Annotated in this window: 18 protein-coding genes; 9 read left to right on the forward strand and 9 right to left on the reverse strand. The window is 58.8% G+C overall.

Annotated elements, in window-relative coordinates:
* Window positions 1-40 precede the first annotated feature (40 nt).
* Entirely contained in the window at window positions 41-943 is a 903-nt protein-coding gene (locus AO240_RS17630) for a LysR family transcriptional regulator (protein WP_099237831.1), read from the reverse strand.
* A gap of 133 nt (window positions 944-1,076) precedes the next feature.
* Here AO240_RS17630 and AO240_RS17635 point away from each other — a divergent pair, with 133 nt between their 5' ends.
* From AO240_RS17635 to AO240_RS17645, 3 genes are read left to right on the forward strand one after another with little or no spacing between them, the layout of a single operon-like run.
* Window positions 1,077-1,775, forward strand: coding sequence for a CoA transferase subunit A (locus tag AO240_RS17635; RefSeq protein ID WP_099237833.1), 699 nt, complete (start codon window positions 1,077-1,079; stop codon window positions 1,773-1,775).
* A 32-nt stretch (window positions 1,776-1,807) separates the two neighbouring features.
* Window positions 1,808-2,467, forward strand: a complete 660-nt coding sequence (locus AO240_RS17640) for a CoA transferase subunit B (protein ID WP_032886654.1) — start codon at window positions 1,808-1,810, stop codon at window positions 2,465-2,467.
* Window positions 2,468-2,478: 11 nt separating this feature from the next.
* Window positions 2,479-3,660 carry an acetyl-CoA C-acetyltransferase gene (locus AO240_RS17645; protein WP_099237835.1) on the forward strand — a complete coding sequence of 394 codons (1,182 nt, stop codon included), beginning with the start codon at window positions 2,479-2,481 and terminating at the stop codon, window positions 3,658-3,660.
* Window positions 3,661-3,763: 103 nt separating this feature from the next.
* Here the strand turns inward: AO240_RS17645 and AO240_RS17650 are convergent, their stop codons facing one another.
* Window positions 3,764-4,849 carry a DUF1615 domain-containing protein gene (locus tag AO240_RS17650; RefSeq protein WP_099237837.1) on the reverse strand — a complete coding sequence of 362 codons (1,086 nt, stop codon included), beginning with the start codon at window positions 4,847-4,849 and terminating at the stop codon, window positions 3,764-3,766.
* 326 nt (window positions 4,850-5,175) lie between these two features.
* Here AO240_RS17650 and AO240_RS17655 point away from each other — a divergent pair, with 326 nt between their 5' ends.
* Together AO240_RS17655 and AO240_RS17660 are read left to right on the forward strand one after the other, a co-directional pair.
* On the forward strand, window positions 5,176-9,951 hold the full coding sequence (locus tag AO240_RS17655) for an RHS repeat-associated core domain-containing protein (RefSeq protein WP_099237839.1): 4,776 nt from the start codon (window positions 5,176-5,178) through the stop codon (window positions 9,949-9,951).
* A 1-nt stretch (window position 9,952) separates the two neighbouring features.
* Window positions 9,953-10,366 (forward strand): hypothetical protein, encoded by a 414-nt coding sequence (locus AO240_RS17660; protein ID WP_099237841.1) that lies wholly within the window; start codon window positions 9,953-9,955, stop codon window positions 10,364-10,366.
* Window positions 10,367-10,611: 245 nt separating this feature from the next.
* Here AO240_RS17660 and hemB read toward each other — a convergent pair whose 3' ends face one another.
* The 3 genes from hemB to AO240_RS17675 all read right to left on the reverse strand — a co-directional run bounded on the left by hemB (window position 10,612) and on the right by AO240_RS17675 (window position 13,263).
* Entirely contained in the window at window positions 10,612-11,586 is a 975-nt protein-coding gene (hemB, locus tag AO240_RS17665; RefSeq protein ID WP_058414960.1) for a porphobilinogen synthase, read from the reverse strand.
* Between the two features lie 132 nt (window positions 11,587-11,718).
* On the reverse strand, window positions 11,719-12,561 hold the full coding sequence (locus AO240_RS17670; RefSeq protein WP_099237843.1) for a PhzF family phenazine biosynthesis protein: 843 nt from the start codon (window positions 12,559-12,561) through the stop codon (window positions 11,719-11,721).
* A gap of 3 nt (window positions 12,562-12,564) precedes the next feature.
* Window positions 12,565-13,263: a glutathione S-transferase N-terminal domain-containing protein gene (locus AO240_RS17675; protein ID WP_099237845.1), complete on the reverse strand. Its 699-nt coding sequence runs from the start codon at window positions 13,261-13,263 to the stop codon at window positions 12,565-12,567.
* A gap of 253 nt (window positions 13,264-13,516) precedes the next feature.
* On the opposite strand from AO240_RS17675, the gene AO240_RS17680 reads away from it, so the two are divergent.
* Both AO240_RS17680 and AO240_RS17685 read left to right on the forward strand, forming a co-directional pair.
* Window positions 13,517-14,218, forward strand: coding sequence for a histidine phosphatase family protein (locus AO240_RS17680; protein ID WP_099237847.1), 702 nt, complete (start codon window positions 13,517-13,519; stop codon window positions 14,216-14,218).
* 59 nt (window positions 14,219-14,277) lie between these two features.
* Window positions 14,278-15,333 carry a permease gene (locus AO240_RS17685; RefSeq protein WP_099237849.1) on the forward strand — a complete coding sequence of 352 codons (1,056 nt, stop codon included), beginning with the start codon at window positions 14,278-14,280 and terminating at the stop codon, window positions 15,331-15,333.
* A 117-nt stretch (window positions 15,334-15,450) separates the two neighbouring features.
* On the opposite strand, the gene mnmH is transcribed toward AO240_RS17685, so the two are convergent.
* The 4 genes from mnmH to AO240_RS17705 form a co-directional block, all read right to left on the reverse strand.
* Window positions 15,451-16,554: a tRNA 2-selenouridine(34) synthase MnmH gene (gene mnmH / locus AO240_RS17690; RefSeq protein ID WP_099237851.1), complete on the reverse strand. Its 1,104-nt coding sequence runs from the start codon at window positions 16,552-16,554 to the stop codon at window positions 15,451-15,453.
* The gene (gene selD, locus AO240_RS17695) at window positions 16,554-17,588 is read right to left on the reverse strand and encodes a selenide, water dikinase SelD (protein WP_099237853.1); all 1,035 of its coding nucleotides are present in this window, start codon (window positions 17,586-17,588) and stop codon (window positions 16,554-16,556) included. The genes mnmH and selD overlap by 1 nt, the downstream gene beginning before the upstream one ends.
* 94 nt (window positions 17,589-17,682) lie before the next feature.
* Window positions 17,683-18,432, reverse strand: a complete 750-nt coding sequence (locus tag AO240_RS17700; RefSeq protein WP_099237855.1) for a TerC family protein — start codon at window positions 18,430-18,432, stop codon at window positions 17,683-17,685.
* A 28-nt stretch (window positions 18,433-18,460) separates the two neighbouring features.
* The gene (locus AO240_RS17705) at window positions 18,461-18,712 is read right to left on the reverse strand and encodes a hypothetical protein (RefSeq protein WP_099237857.1); all 252 of its coding nucleotides are present in this window, start codon (window positions 18,710-18,712) and stop codon (window positions 18,461-18,463) included.
* Between the two features lie 134 nt (window positions 18,713-18,846).
* Here AO240_RS17705 and nhaR point away from each other — a divergent pair, with 134 nt between their 5' ends.
* Window positions 18,847-19,749: a transcriptional activator NhaR gene (gene nhaR, locus AO240_RS17710; protein WP_099237859.1), complete on the forward strand. Its 903-nt coding sequence runs from the start codon at window positions 18,847-18,849 to the stop codon at window positions 19,747-19,749.
* 311 nt (window positions 19,750-20,060) lie between these two features.
* Window positions 20,061-21,281, forward strand: coding sequence for a serine/threonine transporter SstT (gene sstT, locus AO240_RS17715; protein ID WP_099237861.1), 1,221 nt, complete (start codon window positions 20,061-20,063; stop codon window positions 21,279-21,281).
* The last annotated feature ends 45 nt before the right edge of the window (window positions 21,282-21,326 follow it).

A 21,326-nucleotide genomic window follows, 5' to 3' on the forward strand; every position in this document is an offset into this window, starting at 1 on the left:
GTGGGAGTTGGCTGGCTTACTCCCACAGCCGCACTTCAATTCAAAACGTTGGAAAGCTGCCCTTCCCGGCTTCATCCCGAAAAATATCAAACAACACCTGCGCCGCCGCCGATAACTCATGCCCCGGTTTGGTCAGTACACCAATCGGTCGCTCAATCACCGGCGCACTCAAGGTGATGCAGTGTGCTCCCGCTTCTTCCATCTGCCGTGCACACAATGCCGGTACAGCACTGACGCCCAGCCCGCTCGCGACCATCTTGCCCACTGTTGCCAGTTGATGGCTCTCCAGCGCCACCGGCAATTTCATCTGCAAAGCGCCCAAGTGGTCCTCCAGCATCACGCGTACCGTAGAGGGTCGCTGCAGCGTAATGAACGGTTGCTGCAACAAGGTTTGCCAGTCAATTTCGGTGTGCTGTGCCAAAGGCGAATCACCGGGCACCACCGCAACAAAGCGGTCCAGGTACAACGGGGTGAACACCAGTGACGATGCTTCGGACGGCTCGAACGCCACGCCCAGTTCCACTTGGCGGTCGCGGACCATCTCCAGCACTTGCTCGTTGATCAAGTCATGCACCGTCACATTCACGTGAGGGTAACGCGCGCGGAATATCTTCAGGATCGGCGGCAGCAGATTACCCGCGAACGATGGCATCGCCGCCACCGTCACGCGGCCCCGCTGCAGGGTAAAACGCTGGCGCAGCTCATCTTCGGCATTGTCCCAATCGGCAATCAATCGGCGCGCCAGGGGCAGCAACGACTCGCCTTCCGGCGTCAGCGCAACGTTGCGGGTATTACGGCTGAACAAGCGCCCGCCGAGACCCTCTTCCAATCCTTTGATCGTCAGGCTCAGCGCGGATTGGGAAAGGTGCAGGCGCTCGCAGGCGGCCGCAAAACTCAGGCTCTGCGCCACGGCGATAAAGGCACGCATCTGTTTAACGGTCATGGCGCTACTCCCACCGGCAGGTCGACTATGCTGTTTTCTAAATCAATCAACCTCAAAAAACAACTTAACAAATCAATCCGGCGGCGCAACACTCGGTTCATTGGCTGGCCCACACATAATAAAAGAGGTGCGTATGGCAGGTTTCGATAAACGCGTGGCGTCGTATGAAGAAGCACTGGCAGGCCTGGAAGACGGCATGACCGTGCTTGCCGGTGGTTTTGGCCTGTGCGGCATCCCCGAAAACCTCATCGCCGAGATCAAGCGCAAAGGCACCCGCGACTTGACGGTTGTTTCCAACAATTGCGGGGTCGATGGTTTCGGCCTGGGCATCCTCCTGGAAGAAAAGCAGATCAGCAAAGTGATCGCCTCCTACGTCGGTGAAAACGCCTTGTTCGAGAAGCAATTGCTCAGCGGCGAAATCGAAGTGGTACTGACCCCTCAAGGCACCCTGGCGGAAAAAATGCGCGCGGGCGGCGCCGGTATCCCCGCCTTTTTCACCGCCACCGGTGTCGGTACGCCGGTCGCTGAAGGCAAGGAAACCCGTGAATTCAACGGGCGCCCGTACCTGATGGAAGCGTCGATCACCGGCGACTTCGCGATTGTCAAAGGCTGGAAAGCCGACCACTTCGGCAATGTCATCTATCGCCACACCGCCCAGAACTTCAACCCGCTGGCGGCCACTGCGGGCAAGATCACGGTGGTCGAAGTCGAGGAAATCGTCGAACCAGGGGAACTCGACCCGGCGCAGATCCACACGCCAGGCATCTACGTCGACCGGGTTATTTGCGGCACCTTCGAGAAGCGCATCGAACAGCGCACCGTCCGCAAATAACCCCCGTAGCCCACCTGATAAGGACAAAAAAAATGGCGCTTACTCGCGAACAAATGGCTCAACGTGTCGCCCGCGAAATGCAGGACGGTTTCTACGTCAACCTCGGCATCGGCATTCCGACCCTGGTGGCCAACTACATCCCCGAAGGCATGGAAGTGATGCTGCAATCGGAAAACGGCCTGCTCGGCATGGGCCCGTTTCCCACAGAAGAAACCATTGATGCCGACATGATCAACGCCGGCAAGCAAACCGTGACTGCACGTATCGGTGCGTCGATTTTTTCCTCGGCAGAGTCCTTCGCGATGATTCGCGGCGGCCACGTTGACCTCACCGTACTCGGCGCCTTTGAAGTCGACGTACACGGCAACATTGCTTCGTGGATGATCCCTGGCAAGCTCGTCAAGGGCATGGGCGGCGCCATGGACCTGGTGGCCGGTGCGGAAAACATCATCGTCATCATGACGCACGCCTCCAAGGACGGTGAGTCCAAGTTACTCAGCCAATGCAGCCTGCCGCTGACCGGCGCGAACTGCATCAAGCGTGTGTTGACCGACCTTGCGTACCTGGAAATCGAAAATGGCGCTTTTGTCCTCAAGGAACGCGCACCTGGCGTCAGCGTTGAAGAGATTGTGAGCAAGACCGCCGGTAAACTGATCGTCCCGGACCACGTTCCAGAAATGCACTTCCAGTGAGGACAGATTCCATGCAAGACGTCGTGATTGTCGCTGCCACCCGCACCGCCGTGGGCAGCTTTCAAGGTTCGCTGGCCAGCATCCCGGCACCGGAACTGGGCGCGGCCGTGATCCGGCGCCTGCTGGAACAGACCGGCCTCGACCCAGCCCTTGTGGATGAAGTGATCCTCGGCCAGGTACTCACCGCGGGCAGCGGCCAAAACCCTGCGCGACAGGCATCGATACTCGCCGGCCTGCCCCACGCCGTGCCGGCCTTGACCTTGAACAAGGTCTGCGGCTCGGGCCTCAAGGCTCTGCATTTGGGCGCCCAAGCCATCCGTTGCGGTGACGCAGACGTGATCATCGCCGGCGGCATGGAAAATATGAGCCTGGCACCCTACGTATTGCCCGCCGCGCGCACCGGCTTGCGCATGGGCCACGCCAGGATGATCGACAGCATGATCACCGACGGCCTGTGGGATGCATTCAACGACTACCACATGGGCATCACGGCGGAAAACCTGGTGGACAAGTACGGCATCAGCCGCGAAGCCCAGGACGCCTTCGCCGCCGCCTCACAACAAAAAGCCACTGCGGCCATCGAAGCGGGGCGCTTTGTCGATGAGATCACGCCCATCCTGATTCCTCAGCGCAAGGGTGACCCGCTGGCCTTCGCGGTGGATGAACAGCCGCGCGCCGGCACCACCGCCGAGTCGCTGGCCAAACTCAAACCCGCGTTCAAAAAGGACGGCAGCGTCACCGCCGGCAATGCCTCCAGCCTTAATGACGGCGCCGCCGCCGTATTGCTGATGAGTGCCGACAAAGCCAAGGCGCTCGGCCTGCCTGTTCTGGCGCGCATCGCCAGCTACGCCAACGCGGGCGTAGACCCGGCGATCATGGGTATTGGCCCGGTGTCGGCCACCCGCCGTTGCCTGGAAAAAGCCGGCTGGAGCTTGGGCGACCTCGACTTGATCGAGGCCAACGAGGCCTTCGCCGCGCAATCCCTGGCGGTGGGCAAAGAGCTGGAATGGGACGCTGACAAGGTCAACGTCAACGGCGGCGCCATCGCTATCGGCCACCCGATCGGTGCCTCGGGTTGCCGCGTGTTGGTGACCCTGCTGCACGAAATGATCAAGCGCGATGCCAAAAAAGGCTTGGCGACACTGTGCATCGGCGGCGGCCAGGGTGTGGCGCTCGCCCTCGAACGCAGCTGATTTAAAGAGCAACATGGAAGAGGCCCGGTTCCACGAAAATCGGGCCTTTTCTTTGCGCGGTATTCCTGAAAAAACCAGTGCCCGCGTGCCACAGTAATCAAGGTCAGCGTTTCATGCAGCGCTGATAACGATCATCCACCCGTTTGGCAAACCATGCCGTGGTCAGGTTGCGCGTGATCTTCGGGCTCTTGAGCACAATACCCGGCAAGATCGCGCGCGGCAGCGGCTTGCCGGCGGCCTTGTCAGCCAAGGCAAACACGCGCTCGTAGACGGTGGTCTGCTCAAAATCGAGTTGGTCGCCCTGCTCAAGCTGGCGGCGGATGCTGGGGTTGCGCATGTCCAACTTCGCGCCCAAGGAGCGCACCGCCAACTCGGTGCCGCCCGGCAGCAACGAACCATAACGGATCAAGTCCCCATCCAACGCCAGCTCAGTGCCGGTGACACGGCTGACGGCGGCCTGGAATGCGGCGTTTCGGCTGGCGTACCAACCCGCATTAAAGTCGGCAAAACGGTACAGCGGCTGGTCGTAACTCACCGGGTAGCCGAGCAAGTGGGCGATACCGAAATACATGCCTCCCCGCCGGGTGAACACCTCACGACGAACAGTGCCGTCCACCGTGTAGGGATAACCTCGCGCCTGTTTCTGTGCAAAGTCGATGCTGACCTGCATCGGCCCGGCGGTGTGCACCGGGTTGAAACCGCCAAATAAGGTATTGCCCAAGGGCACCATGCTGATGAAGTCATCAAAGATGCCACTCAGGTCCTTCTCCGTGCGCGCGGCATTCAGGCGATCGGTGTAGGACTTGCCGTTGGGCGAACGCAATTGCAAGGCGCTGCGTACCACGAATGCAGGCACATGAATTTTACCGGCACGCCGCAGGATTTCATCCTGGGCGATCTTGCCCATGTTCGGCACGGCTGGGTCGACCTGATAGGTGGACTCTTGCTCGGTCACCGCTAATACGGCGCAAATATTTTCGGTACTGGGGTAGATCTTCTGGGTATCGAAGGCGGTGTAGATGTCCTGCGCCCAACCGTTACGGTCCGGCACCGTCGCCGGCAGCAAACGCACGATCTGCGCTTTCACCTCGGCCTCGCTGCGCTCCGGCTGTTGAGGGCCGCGTGGCGTGGAGCAACCGGCAAGCACCAGCAATGTGGTGAGGCACAGAATCAGACGGCTTGAATACATGGGGCTTCCTGAAATAACAACGGACCGGCAGTGCAGATGTCGACAGGCAAGTCTAACCGGGGTTCGCCGGTCAGCTCCACTCACCCGTCAACACTGAACGTGACAGAAACCTCCACCGACCCTTCGTACACGCTGAGCGACACGGTCCGACTCCTACACTCGCACCTCCACTTACCTGATGTTTTGACGAAACGTCCTGCACATCCTGGCGAATAGCGCCGACTTCTTTATCTGACGAACCTCTGCAAAGTCTCTCGCCTGATCATCCAGTGCGAGGGACCGCCAATGTACTTCTCCATTAATGCCACGCCCGCAGGGGCTGGCGCTTGAACCCGGCTATTGCCTCGCTGGCCCTGACCCCACTGGATGCAAAGACGGTCGATGTGGAAGCCGTCTTGCGTGAGTTCCGGGAGTGCCTGAATACTTTTGACGAATGGGCCGAAAGCTTTTTCAGCTTTTCGGCGCTGGATGTCGAGCAGGTATTCAAGGTCGGCGATGAAGTGGCGCTGGTTGCGCCCATCAACCGCTCTCTGTTTCCGAGCAGCACCGTCGCCACCTGCCAGGCCAGCGGCACGTTGACGCTGGTGCATATGTTTCAGAGCGCACGCTTTGTGCCCATCGGCAACACGCCGGTGGTACTGCAACGTATCGACCCGAACGGTGGCCCGCTGGGCGAGCCTATCCATAAAACCATCGGGCCCAGCGGCATTCTCGAAATCACTGAATGTGATCGCAATCAACAGTACCGAATCAACTTCTATCCCGACGTTTCCAAGGCTCACGTCAAGGCACTGTATGCGTCTTATCAGTCAGTTATCTCGGGGCTGGAAGTGCGTCTGCGCGAGGAATGGAACCGCACGTTCAAAGCACAATGGAACGACTATACAAACGCCAGCCCACTTGACCGGCGCAGGCTGCTGGAATCGGCATTTCTCAATGGCATGGTGCAGGCGCTTTACAGTCTGTGGGACAACTTAACGCAACTGTTTGAGCTGTTGGCGGACATCAAGCCCAACAGCCAAAAGTTGCTGCACTACGTCTCCCAAGCCGAACTTGATGAACTCTTGACGCTGGGCAACGAAGCGATCGCCAACGGCCTGCTGGTACTCAGCGATGAACCGCTGTTGTTTATCTATGTGTCGGCGATGGTCAGTTGGATGCGCATGCTGCCACCGCAAGAAATGAATGAGCTGATGGGGGAAATCACCGGCGATGTGTTGATTAACCTGCTGCTGATAAGGGTCGCAGGTGTAATGGGTGTGGGTCTGCGCCTGGGCGCTCAGGTGTTGAGCCCTATCAAATCTGCACGCGCGCGGGGTTGGTTGGCGTTGCTCGCCGAGCAGCTTCTAGTGGGTAAGTTGGATGCACATACCGCGGCGGTTAAGCCGTTGTTGCTGGGCAGCGCGGCGGTGCCGATCAAAGCGGTGCCGGTTGCACCGTTGAAGGCTGGGGAGCATCTGGTTGCGAACCCGGTGCCTGCGGTTCGCGGCAAAACGCAGAAGACCACACTGGTGCGCCAAGAGCACGTCGATGATGTGCCCGCTGCGAGCAAGAACCCGAACGGTGATGCTGCGGCCAGCGCCGACAAAACCATCACCCACGGTTGCCCGGTGTCGATGGTCACCGGGGAAGAATTACTGACGCTCACCGATGGCGCACTGGACGGGATGTTGCCGTTTGAGTGGACGCGGGTGTATCGCACCAGCGCGGTGGAAGTGGATGGCGGGTTGGGCTTTGGCTGGAGTCATTCGCTGGCGCAGCGGCTGGTGGTGGACGCTGATTCGGTGGTGTGGACGGACCATGAGAATCGCACGACTGAGTTTCCGTTACCCAGCGTTTCTCGGCCGGCGATCACCAACAGCCTGGCCGAAGCGGCGATTTATTGGGGTGATTTGCCCGGTGAATTAGTGCTGGCTCAGGCGTCGCGTTTTTATCACTTCTCTCAGGGTGAGCTGACCGCGATCAGCGATGCTTACGACAACCGGCTCAGGATTGTTCGGGATTTTCTCGGGCGTATTGAGCGGCTGGACAATGGTGTAGGCCGGTCGCTGTTTTTACGCTACGAGTCTGGCCACATCGTGGCGGTGGACTATCAGGTTCAGCGTGCCAAAGGCCATGAACCTTTCGAATGGGTGACAGAGCAGAATCTTGTTTCCTACGCCTACGACGACGCTGGACGACTGCTTTCAGCGACCAATGCCGTCGGCGAAAGCGAGTTTTATCGGTACGACGAGCAGCACGTAATTCTCGAGCGGCAGTTGGCCGGTGGCGCGCGTTTCTTTTGGGCGTGGGAACGGGCAGGCAAGGCGGCGCGGTGTGTTCGGCACTGGGCCAGCTTTTCGCAGATGGACACGCGTTATGCCTGGGATGACAACGGCAGGGTCACGGTTCACAACGCCGATGGCAGCCAGGAAGTTTACGTGCATGACCAGCGCGCACGGCTGGTGCAGCGGATTGATCCCGATGGCGCTGAGCATTTTAAATCCTATGACGACAAGGGCCGGCTGACGGTCGAGCAGGACCCGCTGGGCGCGGTGACGGCGTATCAGTACGATGCCGCCGGACGTTTGGTTGCGCTGTTTCCGGGGGACGATGAGCCGACTTCCTACGAGCATGACAACGGCTTCGTACGGGTTGTAAGACGTGGCGAGGCGGTTTGGAAGTACGAGCGTAACGATCAAGGCGACGTCACGCGCAAGACCGATCCCGACGGCAACGTTACCGACTACAGCTACAACAAACACGGGCAACTGACTGGCGTTTGGTATCCCGATAGTAGTTGTCATCGGCTGGTGTGGAATGACCATGGGCAGTTGCTTGAGGCGTTATTTCCGAACGGCAGTAGCCAGCGCTACCGCTACGACGACCTTGGACGCCAGGTTGCGCGCGAGGATGAACATGGCGCACTGACCCAGTTTCAGTGGGACGGCGTGGGTCGGTTGATTCGCGTGGTATTACCCGGCGGCGCAACGCGGGAATACAGCTACAACCCCTACGGAAAAATCACTTCCGAACGTAATGAGCTGGGCCACGTCACCCGCTACGAATACGGCGACGGCCTGCACCTGATCAGCCGCCGCATCAACCCCGACGGCACCCAAATCAAATACCGCTACGACAACGTGCGGTTGTTGCTGACAGAAATTGAAAACGAAGTCGGCGAAGTTTATGGGTTGCAATACCACCCCAATGGCCTGATCCAACAGGAAACCGGCTTTGACGGCCAGCGCACGGCTTACGTCTACGACCTCAACAACAACCTGCTGGAAAAGACCGAGCATGGCGACGATAGCAGTCAGCTAATCACCTGTTACGAACGCGACCACGCCGGGCGCCTTGTACGAAAAACCCTGCCCGACAGTACTACTGTTGATTACGCCTACGACCGCCAAGGCAATCTCCTCAGTGTCGACGACAACCACTGGGCGCTGGCCTACGAATACGACGCGCAAAACCGCCTCACCGCCGAGCATCAAGGCTGGGGCACTCTGCGCTACGGCTACGATGCGTGCGGTCAGTTGCAACACTTGCGTCTGCCGGACAACAACCGCCTGGTGTTCAATCACGACAAGGGCGGTCACCTTGCCACCGTCGAACTGAACGGCGGGTTGCTGACCTCGCACCTGTTCAGTGCTGGCCGCGAGCGCCAACGCCAGCAAGGCCAACTGCTCAGCCACTACCACTACGACGAGCAAAACCGCCTGCACGCCCACGTGGTCAGCCAACAGGAACACACCCTCTACCAGCGCCAATACGACTACGACAACAGCGGCAACCTCAGCCGCATCCTCGACACCCGCAAGGGCCAACACGACTACCACTACGACCCCCTCGCCCGCCTGACCCACGCCGATCACTCGCAAGACGTAAAAGAACGTTTCGGCCACGACCCAGCCGGCAACCTGCTGATGCAAGACCGCCCCGGCCCCGACATCGTTGCCGGCAACCGCCTGATGATCCAGGGCGACCATCATTACGACTACGACGCCTTCGGCAACCTGATCCGCGAACGGCGCGGTAAAGGCCATCAACTCGTCACCGAGTATCGCTACGACTGCCAGCACCGGCTGATTGGCACCACTCAACCCAGCGGGCAAACCGCCCGCTACCGCTACGACCCGTTTGGGCGGCGCATCAGCAAAACCGTGGACGAAAAGACCACAGAGTTTTTTTGGCAAGGCGACAAGTTGATTGCCGAGCATCAGGCAGACCGTCATCGCAGTTATATCTACGAGCCGGACAGCTTTCGGCCGTTAGCGCTGCTGGAAGGCTTTGGTCCGAGTGAAAGCAAAGCCTTCCACTATCAACTCGACCACCTCGGCACGCCGCAAGAACTCACCGCACCTGACGGCGAAATTGTCTGGTCTGCGCATTATCGCGCCTACGGCCAGATCAGCCGACTCGACATCAATAAAGTCGACAACCCGCTGCGATTCCAGGGCCAATACTTCGATCAAGAAAGCGGGCTGCACTACAACCGCCATCGCTACTACAATCCAGACAGTGGCCGTTACCTGACGCCGGACCCGGTGAAGCTGACGGGCGGGATTAACGCGTATCAGTACGTGCCCAACCCTACGGGGTGGGTTGATCCGCTTGGTTTGAACACATGTCCAGGGGCGGATGGGTGTAAGCCCGTAGCTAAGGTTGATGAACCTTCTACTAAAGCAAACGTTCACAAAAATGAACCTGAGCCACCAACGACAAGTGAGGAAGAGGACTATCTATTCAGGGGAGATAGAAAACACCCAGATGAAATTTTCAAGCATGGCTTCAAGAGCAAAGGAGAAAGCAATGACCTCTACTTGCATGCTCTAAACAGCAACGATCCGCCGAGCAACTTCATAAGCACCTCACCGTCGAGGCTCACTGCGGCAGATTTTGCAACTGGTTACGGTACAAGAGGAGGTTATCTATACGTTCTAAAAAGTATTCCTGGACATGACGTCAATTTAGAACTCGGCAAGATGACCCCCTTTTCAAACGAAAAAGAATTTGCAGTGCACCACAAAATACACCCGGAGGACATTTTAGGCATGACACCTTTAAAACCTGATGGAAGCTATGTAGGGCATTCGATTCCAAACCCGAACAGGAAATAGAATGGACACGCAGAAAATAAAGGTAATTATTGAAAATCAAGTGACGGAAGTGACAGTGAAATATGATGTCGAAAGCCTTGTGATGACATTTTCCGAGGCTGATAACTTCAAGAAATTTTATCAAGGAAAGGATATTTACGCTTGCCTGGCTAAAGTCAGGGCAGATTTCCCTCATATAAAATTCCTCTGCAAGGGGGCAAAAATAAATGTAATGCCTTCAAGAATGGCCTCTCAGATGAGTGCAGGGCTGGTCGCATATGAAATGGCATTAGGTAAACCAGCTTCGCGAGACGACATAGTTAATATATTTGACCACGAGGAAAACAACCTAACAAACAACCCGCAAGAACAGGTTAATTTCTTCAAGGAGTGGCTAGCATCATTGAATGCAGAGAACTATGAAAAATTTAATTAGCTTGCTTTTAAAACAGATTCCACTTCATCAAAAAAGTATACATGAAGTCCCATGCTGCCTACATGACTGCTATAGGAGTACCGTACGCCGAACTTCTGCATGATTTTGCTTATACAGAAAGCAACCTCACCGACAATACGCAAGAGCCACAAGACTCCTGCCGACACTGGGCTGAATCAGTGTAGGTGCAGCTCGATACACCCCGTGACGAGCACACTCGCTCGCCACAGTATTACCCGCCGGTATCAGATCCCTGCCAGCGCCAAATCCATCGCAAAATACGTAAAGATCAAATCCGCCCCGGCACGCTTGATCGAACCCAGCGTCTCGCGCACTACTCGATCCTCATCAATTGCCCCGGCTTGAGCGCCAAACTTGATCATCGCGTATTCGCCGCTGACCTGATAAGCCGCCACTGGCAGGCGCGAGGCTTCGCGGATGTCGCGGATGATGTCGAGGTAGGCGCCAGCGGGTTTGACCATCAGCGCGTCGGCGCCTTCCTGTTCGTCCAGCAGCGATTCGCGCACGGCTTCGCGGCGGTTCATTGGATTCATCTGGTAGCTTTTGCGGTCGCCTTTGAGCGCGCTGCCGCCGGCTTCGCGGAATGGGCCGTAGAGCGCCGAGGCAAATTTGGTCGAGTAGGCCATGATCGGAATATGCGTGAAGCCTGCGTCATCCAGGGCGCGGCGAATGGCCTGGACCTGGCCGTCCATTGCTGCCGACGGCGCGATCACGTCAGCCCCGGCGCGAGCGGCGGCCACTGCTTGCTTGCCGAGGTTAACCAGGGTCGCGTCGTTGTCGACATGGGCACCGTGCATCACGCCGCAATGGCCGTGGTCGGTGTATTCACAGAAGCAGGTGTCGGACATGACGATCATTTCCGGCACGGCGTCCTTGATGATCGAAGACATGCGCGAGACCAGACCGCGTTCCTTCCATGTGTCGCTGCCGTTGGCGTCGAGGTGATGGGACACGCCGAAGGTCATGACGGATTTGATCCCGGCACGGGCATACCGCTCGATCTCGGCCGCGAGTTTTTTCTCGGGGATGCGCTGCACACCGGGCATGCTGGTGATCGGCACGAAGTCGTCGATTTCTTCTTCGACGAAAATCGGCAGCACCAGGTCGTTGAGGGTGAATTCGCTTTCCTGGAACAAGCCACGCAGCTCCGGGGAGCGGCGCAGGCGACGTGGGCGAGCTTGGGGGAACTGGCTGGTCATGGCTTTCCTGATCTTGAGGCTAATATAGCTAAGGCAAAAATCTTTGGGGCAAAAGCTTATGCCCCTTGGCCCCGGCAGCACAAATGCCAAGGGGCCAATAGTGTATTGCGCGGCCCGTAACAATTAATTGATCTAGAGCTGTAAACGCCCTTCGATGCACACTGCGACCGCGCCGCCGATCCAAATTTCTTCGCCTTCGCGCTGCACACGAATGCGCCCTGCGCGCCCGATAGCCGTGCCCTGGCTGACTACGTAAGCCTCGGGCGCGAGGCCTTCAGCCAGCAACCATTGGGCGACGCCAGCATTCAGGCTGCCAGTTGCCGGGTCTTCCTGGGCGCCGTCACCGGCGATAAAGGCGCGTACTTCGAAGTGCGCGTCCACAGCGTCGCGCTCCGGGTCACAGGGGGCGATAACGCCTACCGCCAAACCGTGTAACTGCGAATAGTCCGGCCGCAAGCCGAGAACCTGGTCGCGATCAGCCAGCATCACCGCCAGCCAACCCGCACCATTATCGACCCATTGGCTGCGCACAATGGCCTCGGGCGCCAAGCCCAGCGCCAGGCAAACGCGCGCAAGCAACGGCGCCTCTAGTGAACCTGTTCGCAATAACGGCGGCGCAATAAACGCCAGCTCATCGCCTTCGCGACGGATGCGCACCAGGCCAATGTCGCACTCCTGAATGATCTCTTCTCCTTGCGCAAGGCCACCCGCTTGCAGCCAGGCGTGGCAACTGCCCAGCGTCGGGTGCCCGGCGAACGGCAGTTCTTTGAGCGTGGTGAAAATTCTCACCCGATAGTCAGCGCGTGGGTCGCGCGGCGTCAGTAAAAACGTGGTTTCGCTGAGATTGGTCCAGTTGGCGAAGTCGGCCATTTGCTGATCGGTCAGGCTGTCGGCACCGAGCACCACCGCCAGTGGGTTGCCTTTAAGCGCGACACGGCTGAACACATCCAGTTGCTTAAAATCGAAAATTGGCATGCGTCAGCTCGGAATGTTAAGGCCGCGGATTACCGCAGGGCGTGCGACAAAGCCGTCCAGCGCGCGCAGCACGTTAGGAAAGTCAGCGATGCCAACCAAGTCGCCGGACTCGTAGAAACCGATCAGGTTGCGGATCCACGGGAAGGTGGCGATATCGGCGATGCTGTAGTCGTCGCCCATGATCCAGGTGCGGCCCAGCAGGCGTTTTTCCAGTACACCGAGTAAACGTCGGGACTCGGTCGCATAGCGATCACGCGGGCGTTTATCGGGGTAATCCTTGCCGGCAAATTTATTGAAGAATCCGAGTTGACCGAACATGGGGCCGATACCGGCCATCTGAAACATCAGCCATTGCAGGGTTTCATAACGCGTGGACGGGTCTTCGGACAACAACTGGCTGGTTTTTTCCGCCAAATAAATCAGGATAGCGCCGGACTCGAACAACGCGAGCGGCTGCCCGCTCGGGCCATTGGGGTCGATGATCGCGGGGATTTTGTTGTTGGGGTTCAGCGACAAAAACTCCGGCGACAGCTGGTCCTGTGTCTCGAAACTGATCTTGTGCGCTTCATACGGCAGGCCAAGCTCTTCGAGCATGATCGAGACTTTTACACCGTTGGGCGTAGGTAGCGAGTACAGTTGCAAGCGCTCCGGGTGCTGCGCAGGCCATTTGCTATGGATTGGGAAGGCGGCGATTGCGTTCATCGGGAAATACCTGGGCATAAAGCCCCCATGATAGTCATGTGCCCGCCGTCCTGCATGGGTCATCAATACGCAACATAGCTGCGCTAGTCTCCCGCGCAGGCGAACCAAAGAGCCTGAACACACTCTTAAGTGCGCCATTATGGTGAAAGGAGACACCCTGTTACACCGACACGGAAAACCACATGACGCCGGATGCGTCACTGGGGCCGGGCTTGTCAGCCCTAATCCGATGCACTGAAGACTCGAACCCACAATGACAATCAAGCCTCTGTGCCTTGCGCAACGCCTTAAACGATATTCATACGTCATGCTGCCGCTGCTCTTGGCAGGTGGCGCCGTCGGTCTGACCCTTGAGTCGCGCATCAGCAGCGCCGAGCCGGTGGACGGCGTACAAACGCTGGTATTCCTGCGCCACGGCGAAAAACCCGTCGGCGGTCTCGGCCAGCTCAACTGCCAGGGCCTGAACCGCGCGATGAACCTGGCCACCGTGCTGCCGGAAAAATTCGGCAACGCCAACTATGTATTTGCCGCCAACCCGACGCGCAATGTCGAGGAAGGTGAGCACGACAACTCGTACAGCTACATTCGGCCACTCATGACCATCAGCCCCAGCGCCATCAAGCTCGGTCTGCCGGTAAACATCAAGTTCTCCGCCAACGACACCAGCGCCCTCGCCGACGAGTTGGTGGAAGACAAGTACCACAACTCGATCATCTACACCGCTTGGTCCCACGGCTACTTGCCGGAGCTGATCAACAAAGTGGCCAGTGAGGCCTCGGGTGAAAAACAACGTATTACTGAAGATTGGTCGGGCAATGATTACGACACCCTCTACGTACTGAAATTGACCTGGCACAACGGCAAGGCGTCGCTGCTGAGCCGCAACTACACACAAGGCCTGAATAACGGCCAGCAAACCTGCCCGGATGCGACCCAGATCAGCGCGGACATCTGAAGCCTGAGCGACACACGCGTATGATGCTGCGCTATTGACTCATTCTGCGGATCAGCATCATGCCCAACCTTATCTCCACCCAGCCCAACCGAGGCTGGTCTTTCTGGTACAAACCTGCGCTATTCCTGCTGGTGGCCTGCATCGGCCTCTACTATGTGAAGTGGTCGCCCTACTACCTCAAGGCGTTCGTGGCGGCGGATAACCACAGCATCGGCGCCTCGATTCTGAATGACCAGCAAACTGCCCCGCTGGCAGCAGCGCTGGCCTATGCCCAGGTGTATTTCCTGGCGATCTGGAAGGCCGCCGTGTTGGCGGTAATTCTGGGTTCATTGCTGCAAGTATTGATCCCCCGCGACTGGCTGTTGCGCCTGTTTGGCCGCGCCGGGTTGGGTTCGACACTGCGCGGCGGGCTGTTCGCCTTGCCCGGCATGATGTGCAGCTGCTGCGCAGCACCGGTGGCGGCGGGCATGCGCCGCCAGCATGTATCGGTGGGCGCGGCACTGGCGTTCTGGATCGCCAACCCGGTATTGAACCCGGCGACCTTGGTGTTCATGGGCTTTGTGCTGGGCTGGGGCTTTACCGCGTTGCGGCTGGTCGCGGGGGTTGTGCTGGTGGTCGGCGTGTCCTTGGTGGCGCAGCGGATTGCCCGACCAGACCAGGTGCCCGACGCCGCATTGGACGCGGTGGCCGATGTCAGCCAAGTCGAGTCACAACCGTTCCTGAGCCGCTGGTTGCGCACTTTGTGGCAGTTGTTCTGGAGCACGATCCCAATCTATATCGTCGCCGTGTTGGTATTGGGCGCTGCGCGGGTGTGGCTGTTCCCGCATATCGACGGCGCCATGGCCGACAGCCTGGTGTGGCTGGTTCCGCTGGCAATCGTCGGTACGCTGTTCGTAATTCCTACAGCCGCCGAGATACCTATCGTACAAACCATGATGGCCTTGGGCATGGGCACCGGCCCGGCCGTGGCCTTGCTGATGACCCTGCCCAGCGTGAGCCTGCCGTCACTGCTGATGCTGCGCAAGGATTTCGATGCGCGGGTGCTGGTGACGGTGGCCGGGCTGACCATGTTGGTTGGCGTGGTGTGCGGGTTGATCGGCGCGGTTCTTCTTTAGTTATTTGATGCGGCTGATGGCCCTTTCGCGAGCAAGCCCGCTCCCACATTTGACCTTATTCACCGATCAAACTGTGGGAGCGGGCTTGCTCGCGAAGAGGCCATCAGCCACACCCTATCAACCTCGCCTGGCCACGCGCTCGCGCAGGTACTCAACCACCGCGCCCTGCTCTCCCGCAAACTCGACCCGCGCGCCTTTGCTTTCACGCTGGAAGGCGTACATCGGGTCGTAATACTCGCGCAGCAGCCCTTCGATCCACACCCGGTGCGAGTCCACAGCGCCACTGCGGGCCTGTTCCGCCAAGGCATCCTGCAGGAGCGTCTGCAACCGCTGGAAGCGCTCGCCGCCGAGGCGCTTGTGGATATTCGCCAGGCTCTGGGTCAGGCGCTCGGCAAACAGCACCCAACCGTTTTCGCCAAATACCTGAATGAACTCGGCGCAGAGGTCGACCACGTAATCGCGCAGAATTCGTTCGACGCGGCCTTCGACACTGTCTTCCAGCCACACCATCGGGAACATCTGCATGCCCTGATGCAGCGGCAATGGCAAGGCGCAACTGCCGATCATGCGGCTCTCGTCCTCGACCACAAACTGCTCGATACCGGCCGTGCGCTTTTTCAGCAGGTCTACCGCCAGGCGGTTCTCGAAGTCGATGTTGGACGGTTGCGCCGTGGCGCGTTTGCCAAAGCTGGAACCGCGGTGGTTGGCGTGCCCTTCCAGGTCGAGGGCGTTGCGTAACTGGTTGAGTACCTCGGTCTTGCCGGTGCCGGTCATGCCGCCCAGTAAGACAAAATCACACTCCGCAGTCGCCTGCTCCACCGTGTTCAGCAAGAAGTTGCGCATGGCCTTGTAGCCACCGCCGACGCGCGGATAGTCGATACCCGCCTCGGTTTTCAGCCATTGCTGAACGATCTGCGAGCGCATTCCGCCGCGAAAGCAGTACAGGTGCCCGTCGGGATTGGCTTTGGCGAACTGCGCCCACTGTTCGATGCGTTCAGCCTTGATCGCGCCCGACACCAGTTCATGCCCGAGCACGATGGCGGCTTGCTGGCCCTGCTGCTTGTAGCAAGTGCCGACGCGCTGGCGCTCGTTGTCAGTCATCAACGGCAGGTTGATCACCCCGGGAAACGCGCCCTTGATGAATTCGATGGGCGCGCGGGTATCCATCATCGGCCGATCGTTGAGGAAAATATCGCGGTAGTCGGTGATGTCGGTTGCCATCAAAACACCTCTACCGCGTGGGTCTGTCGCTCAACCAGTGCGCCGATCGGCGCAAGGTGCAGGCCCAATTCTTCGGCCACCGAATGGAATTCGGCGTCGCCCTCCGGGGTCACGGCAATCAACAAGCCACCGCTGGTTTGCGGGTCGCACAGCACGCGCTTGTGCAATTCCTGCAGGCGCCCGACCTTGCTCGAATAGCTGTCAAAGTTGCGCAAGGTGCCACCGGGCATGCAGCCCTGATCCAGGTAGTCCTCCACCCCAGGCAGACGTGGGACTTTGGCGTATTCGATGCGCGCGGTGAGACCACTGCCGTCGGCCATTTCCACCAAATGGCCCAACAAACCGAAACCGGTGACATCGGTCATGGCGGTCACACCGGCCAATTTGCCGAAACGGCTGCCGGGTTTGTTCAGCGTACACATCCAGTCACGGGCCAGGCCGATGTCTGCCTCGCGCAACTTGCCCTTCTTTTCGGCCGTGGTGAGGATGCCGATGCCCAGCGGTTTGGTCAGGTACAAGTGGCAGCCGGCAGTGGCGGTGTCGTTACGTTTCATGTGGCGCTTGTGCACGATGCCGGTCACGGCCAGGCCAAAAATCGGCTCCGGTGCATCAATCGAATGGCCACCGGCCAACGGGATACCCGCGGCGTCGCAGACCGCGCGGCCGCCACGGATTACTTCACGGGCAATCTCCGGCGCCAATACATTCACCGGCCAGCCGAGAATCGCAATGGCCATCAACGGGTCGCCGCCCATGGCGTAGATGTCGCTGATGGCATTGGTGGCGGCAATGCGGCCGAAGTCGAAAGGATCATCGACAATCGGCATGAAAAAATCAGTGGTGGACACTACGCCGCGCTCGTCGTCGATAGCGTAAACCGCCGCATCGTCCCGCGAGGCGTTACCCACCCACAAGTTGGGGTCGAGGTTTTGCGCGCCGCTGCCGGCCAGGATCACTTCCAGTACCTGCGGTGAAATCTTGCAGCCGCAACCCGCGCCGTGGCTGTACTGGGTAAGGCGAATCGGCTCGTTCATGGTGGACCTCAAGGTAACTAGTGGGCGGATTCTATCAGACAGCAAAAAGCCGGCTGGACTCTTCAGAGCTCAGCCGGCTTTTAGGAGCAGACGCTTACTGCCGGGCGGCGAGCAAACGCTTGTGGCGGTTGCGCCGTGCGATGTTCAGGCACTCGATCGCCGCAGAGAACGCCATGGCCGCGTACACATAGCCTTTAGGCACATGGGCGCCGAAGCCTTCGGCGATCAACGTCATGCCGATCATGATGAGGAAGCCCAGGGCCAGCATCACCACCGTCGGGTTGTCGTTGATGAACTTGGCCAGCGGCTCAGCCGCCACCAACATCACGATCACCGAGGTCACTACCGCAATAATCATGATCGGCAAGTGCTCAGTCATGCCCACTGCAGTGATGATGCTGTCGATGGAGAACACCAGGTCGAGCAACAAAATCTGACCAATCGCCGCCGCGAAGCCGATGGACACCGCAGCACCGGCACTGTTCTTCTCCTCAGGTTCCGGGTCCATGCTGTGGTGGATCTCGGTCGTCGCCTTCCACACCAGGAACAAACCACCGGCGATCAGGATCATGTCCTTCCACGAAAACGCTTGGCCAAGCACTTCAAACACCGGCGTGGTCAACTGCACGATAAACGCGATGGTGCTCAGCAGGCCGAGGCGCAAGATCAACGCCATGCTGATACCGATGCGCCGCGCTTTGGCGCGATGCTTCTCCGGCAATTTGTTGGTGAGAATCGAGATAAAGATCAGGTTATCGATGCCCAGCACGACTTCCATCACGATCAAGGTGGCCAAAGCGATCCAGGCGGTGGGGCTGGCGGCCAGTTGTACAAGGTAATCCATAGGTCAGTCCTGAGGTTGTGCCGGGAAGTTAGGCGTCTTTGCTGTTTGGTTCAGACTCTTTTTCTTCCTGATCGTCCTGCTCTTGCGGGCTGATCAGGCCTTGCGTGGCTTCGCTCAATGCCTGTTCGGCGGCCTTGTGGGTCTCATCGATGGCTTGTTTGGCGGATTCGGTGGCCTTGCCCATCACCTGTTGCGCGCTTTTTTCAACCTGATCACAGCCGCTGATCATTACCAATGAAAGCGCAAGCAACGACGCGGCGCCCAGAGAATTGAGTTTCATGCTGTGTTCCTCGTTAGAACCATTGGGCCCAAAAAGTGGGCCCTCGATAGCGAGGCATTCTATGCAAGCGTACAGTTCAGGAAAATTCGTATTTATACGGCGTATACTTCGGTTTTTACGAAGTGTAGACCGTCATGCTCAATTATCGACAGTTGCATTACTTTTGGGTAGTGGCCAAGACCGGCAGCATCGTTCGTGCCTGTGAGCAGTTAAACCTCACGGCGCAGACCATCAGCGGGCAGATCAGCTTGCTTGAAGAGACCTTTGGTATCGCTTTGTTTCAGCGCGTCGGCCGCCAGTTGGAACTCACCGAGGCTGGGCGCCGGGCCTTGCCCTACGCCGAACAGATGTTTCAGACTGGCAATGAGCTGGAGGCATTGTTGCGCGCGCAGCCCGATGAACAGCAGATTCTGTTTCGGGTCGGGGTGGCGGATGTGGTGCCCAAATCCATCGTCTATCGGCTGATCGCGCCGACCATGGCGTTGAGCGAGCCGATCCGCATTACCTGCCGCGAGGACAAACTCGAGCGTTTACTGGCAGATTTGGCGATTCAGCGCCTGGATTTGGTGATCTCCGACAGCCCCATGCCTACGCACTTGGACATCAAGGGTTACAGCCAGAAGCTGGGCGAATGCGGCATCAGTTTTTTCGCCACCCAAGCGCTGGCTGACAGGCATAACGGCGCTTTCCCACAGTGCTTGCAGGGTGCGCCGCTGTTGATTCCGGGGGCAGAAACGGTAGTGCACAGCCGCTTGCAGCGCTGGTTTGCCGAGCAGCAGATTCAACCGAAGATCATCGGTGAGTTCGACGACAGCGCCTTGATGCAGGCATTCGGGCAATCCGGCAGCGGCATATTTATCGCGCCCAGCGTGATCGCCGATGAGGTGGTGCGCCAGTACGCGGTGGTGCTGATAGGCCAGACCGAGGCGGTGACCGAGTCGTTCTACGCGATCTTGGTGGAGCGCAAGGTCAAGCACCCCGGCATCGTCGCGATTACTGAAGGCGCCAGGCGCGAGCTGTTCACCGCCCTGCCCTGACGGCTCAGGCGCTGGCGGCGACCGGCTTGGCGGTCATCAGCCAGAGTGCCAGCAGGATCGGAAACAGCATGAAAACTCCAGAAACGACGACAGGAACGGCAGCCCAAAAGGCCCGCTGACGGACGGGAAACACTAGAGCGCGAAACCTTAACAGAGTGTGTCTGAATTTGGCGAAGGCCTACGGATGCGAGTGATTAAGTGTCTCGCCATATAGGACGCTTCCCACAGCCGATTAGACCTTTCGCCTGCTGCTTACCGTGCTTTCTGCCTGCAATGCTGTGCCTTACTAAAAATAACCAGGACGACTGCTTATGACTGCCACCCCTTCACGCTTCCAGCGACTGACACGCGTCAGCCTGGTCACGCAAATCGTCATCGGCCTGATCGCCGGCATTCTGCTGGCCTTGCTGTTGCCCGAGGTAGCACGCGCCACTGAAATTATGGGCGCGGTGTTTATTGGCGCGCTCAAGGCTGTGGCGCCGATTTTGGTGTTTGTGTTGGTAATGGCCTCGATCGCCAACCACAAGCATGGCCAGCACACCCATATCAAACCGATTTTGTTGTTGTACCTGCTCGGCACTTTCTCCGCCGCCACGGTCGCGGTGGTTGCCAGCACGTTGTTCCCTTCGACGCTGGTGCTGGTCACGCAGGGCTCCACCGTCAGCGCGCCCGGCGGTATCGCCGAGGTGCTGCAAGGCCTGTTGCTAAGCGCGGTAGACAACCCGGTCAGCGCGTTGATGAACGCCAACTTTATCGGCATCCTCGCCTGGGCCATCGGTATGGGCATTGCGATTCGCCATGCCGGTGAAACCACCCGCGGCGTGTTGGGCGACCTGTCCAACGGCGTGACAGTGATCGTGCGCACAGTGATTCGCTTCGCGCCGCTGGGCATTTTTGGTCTGGTGGCCTCCACGCTGGCCACCTCAGGCTTCGGCGCGTTGCTCGGTTACGCCCACCTGCTGGTCGTGCTGATCGGCTGCATGCTGGTTGTGGCGTTGGTGATCAACCCGGCCATCGTGTACTGCAAACTGCGCCGCAACCCTTACCCGCTGGTACTGATGTGCCTGCGCGAAAGCGGCATTACCGCCTTCTTCACGCGCAGTTCGGCAGCGAATATTCCGGTAAACCTGGCGTTGAGCAAGCGCTTGGGCCTGCATGAGGACACCTATGCAGTGTCGATCCCACTGGGCGCGACCATCAATATGGCCGGTGCCGCGACCACCATCACGGTGCTGACCCTGGCAGCCTTGAACACCCTCGGCATCGCCGTAGACCTGCCCACCGCGGTGCTGCTCAGCGTGGTCGCAGCGGTGTGTGCGTGTGGCGTATCCGGTGTCGCAGGCGGCTCGCTGCTGCTGATTCCGCTGGCGTGCGGCCTGTTTGGCATTCCCGGCGAGATCGCCATGCAGGTGGTGGCCATCGGGTTCATCATCAGCGTGCTGCAAGACTCGGTAGAAACGGCGCTCAATTCGTCCACCGATGTGCTGTTTACCGCAGCCGCGTGCCTGGGCAAGAAAGCGCAACCTGCGTAATCATCAGGTACAAAAAAGCCCGAGGCTATCCGTCATCGAACGACC

The sequence above is a fragment of the Pseudomonas sp. ICMP 460 genome, from assembly GCF_002723595.1.
Lineage (GTDB): Bacteria > Pseudomonadota > Gammaproteobacteria > Pseudomonadales > Pseudomonadaceae > Aquipseudomonas > Aquipseudomonas kitaguniensis.

Coding starts and splice junctions, on each gene's coding strand:
- AO240_RS17670 (WP_099237843.1), bottom strand. CDS start 12,561: ATGCCAATTTTCGATTTTAAGCAACTGGATGTGTTCAGCCGTGTCGCG.
- AO240_RS17675 (WP_099237845.1), bottom strand. CDS start 13,263: ATGAACGCAATCGCCGCCTTCCCAATCCATAGCAAATGGCCTGCGCAG.
- AO240_RS17660 (WP_099237841.1), top strand. CDS start 9,953: ATGGACACGCAGAAAATAAAGGTAATTATTGAAAATCAAGTGACGGAA.
- AO240_RS17650 (WP_099237837.1), bottom strand. CDS start 4,849: ATGTATTCAAGCCGTCTGATTCTGTGCCTCACCACATTGCTGGTGCTT.
- mnmH (WP_099237851.1), bottom strand. CDS start 16,554: ATGGCAACCGACATCACCGACTACCGCGATATTTTCCTCAACGATCGG.
- selD (WP_099237853.1), bottom strand. CDS start 17,588: ATGAACGAGCCGATTCGCCTTACCCAGTACAGCCACGGCGCGGGTTGC.
- AO240_RS17645 (WP_099237835.1), top strand. CDS start 2,479: ATGCAAGACGTCGTGATTGTCGCTGCCACCCGCACCGCCGTGGGCAGC.
- AO240_RS17685 (WP_099237849.1), top strand. CDS start 14,278: ATGCCCAACCTTATCTCCACCCAGCCCAACCGAGGCTGGTCTTTCTGG.
- AO240_RS17705 (WP_099237857.1), bottom strand. CDS start 18,712: ATGAAACTCAATTCTCTGGGCGCCGCGTCGTTGCTTGCGCTTTCATTG.
- AO240_RS17700 (WP_099237855.1), bottom strand. CDS start 18,432: ATGGATTACCTTGTACAACTGGCCGCCAGCCCCACCGCCTGGATCGCT.
- sstT (WP_099237861.1), top strand. CDS start 20,061: ATGACTGCCACCCCTTCACGCTTCCAGCGACTGACACGCGTCAGCCTG.
- AO240_RS17640 (WP_032886654.1), top strand. CDS start 1,808: ATGGCGCTTACTCGCGAACAAATGGCTCAACGTGTCGCCCGCGAAATG.
- AO240_RS17680 (WP_099237847.1), top strand. CDS start 13,517: ATGACAATCAAGCCTCTGTGCCTTGCGCAACGCCTTAAACGATATTCA.
- AO240_RS17635 (WP_099237833.1), top strand. CDS start 1,077: ATGGCAGGTTTCGATAAACGCGTGGCGTCGTATGAAGAAGCACTGGCA.
- nhaR (WP_099237859.1), top strand. CDS start 18,847: ATGCTCAATTATCGACAGTTGCATTACTTTTGGGTAGTGGCCAAGACC.
- hemB (WP_058414960.1), bottom strand. CDS start 11,586: ATGACCAGCCAGTTCCCCCAAGCTCGCCCACGTCGCCTGCGCCGCTCC.
- AO240_RS17630 (WP_099237831.1), bottom strand. CDS start 943: ATGACCGTTAAACAGATGCGTGCCTTTATCGCCGTGGCGCAGAGCCTG.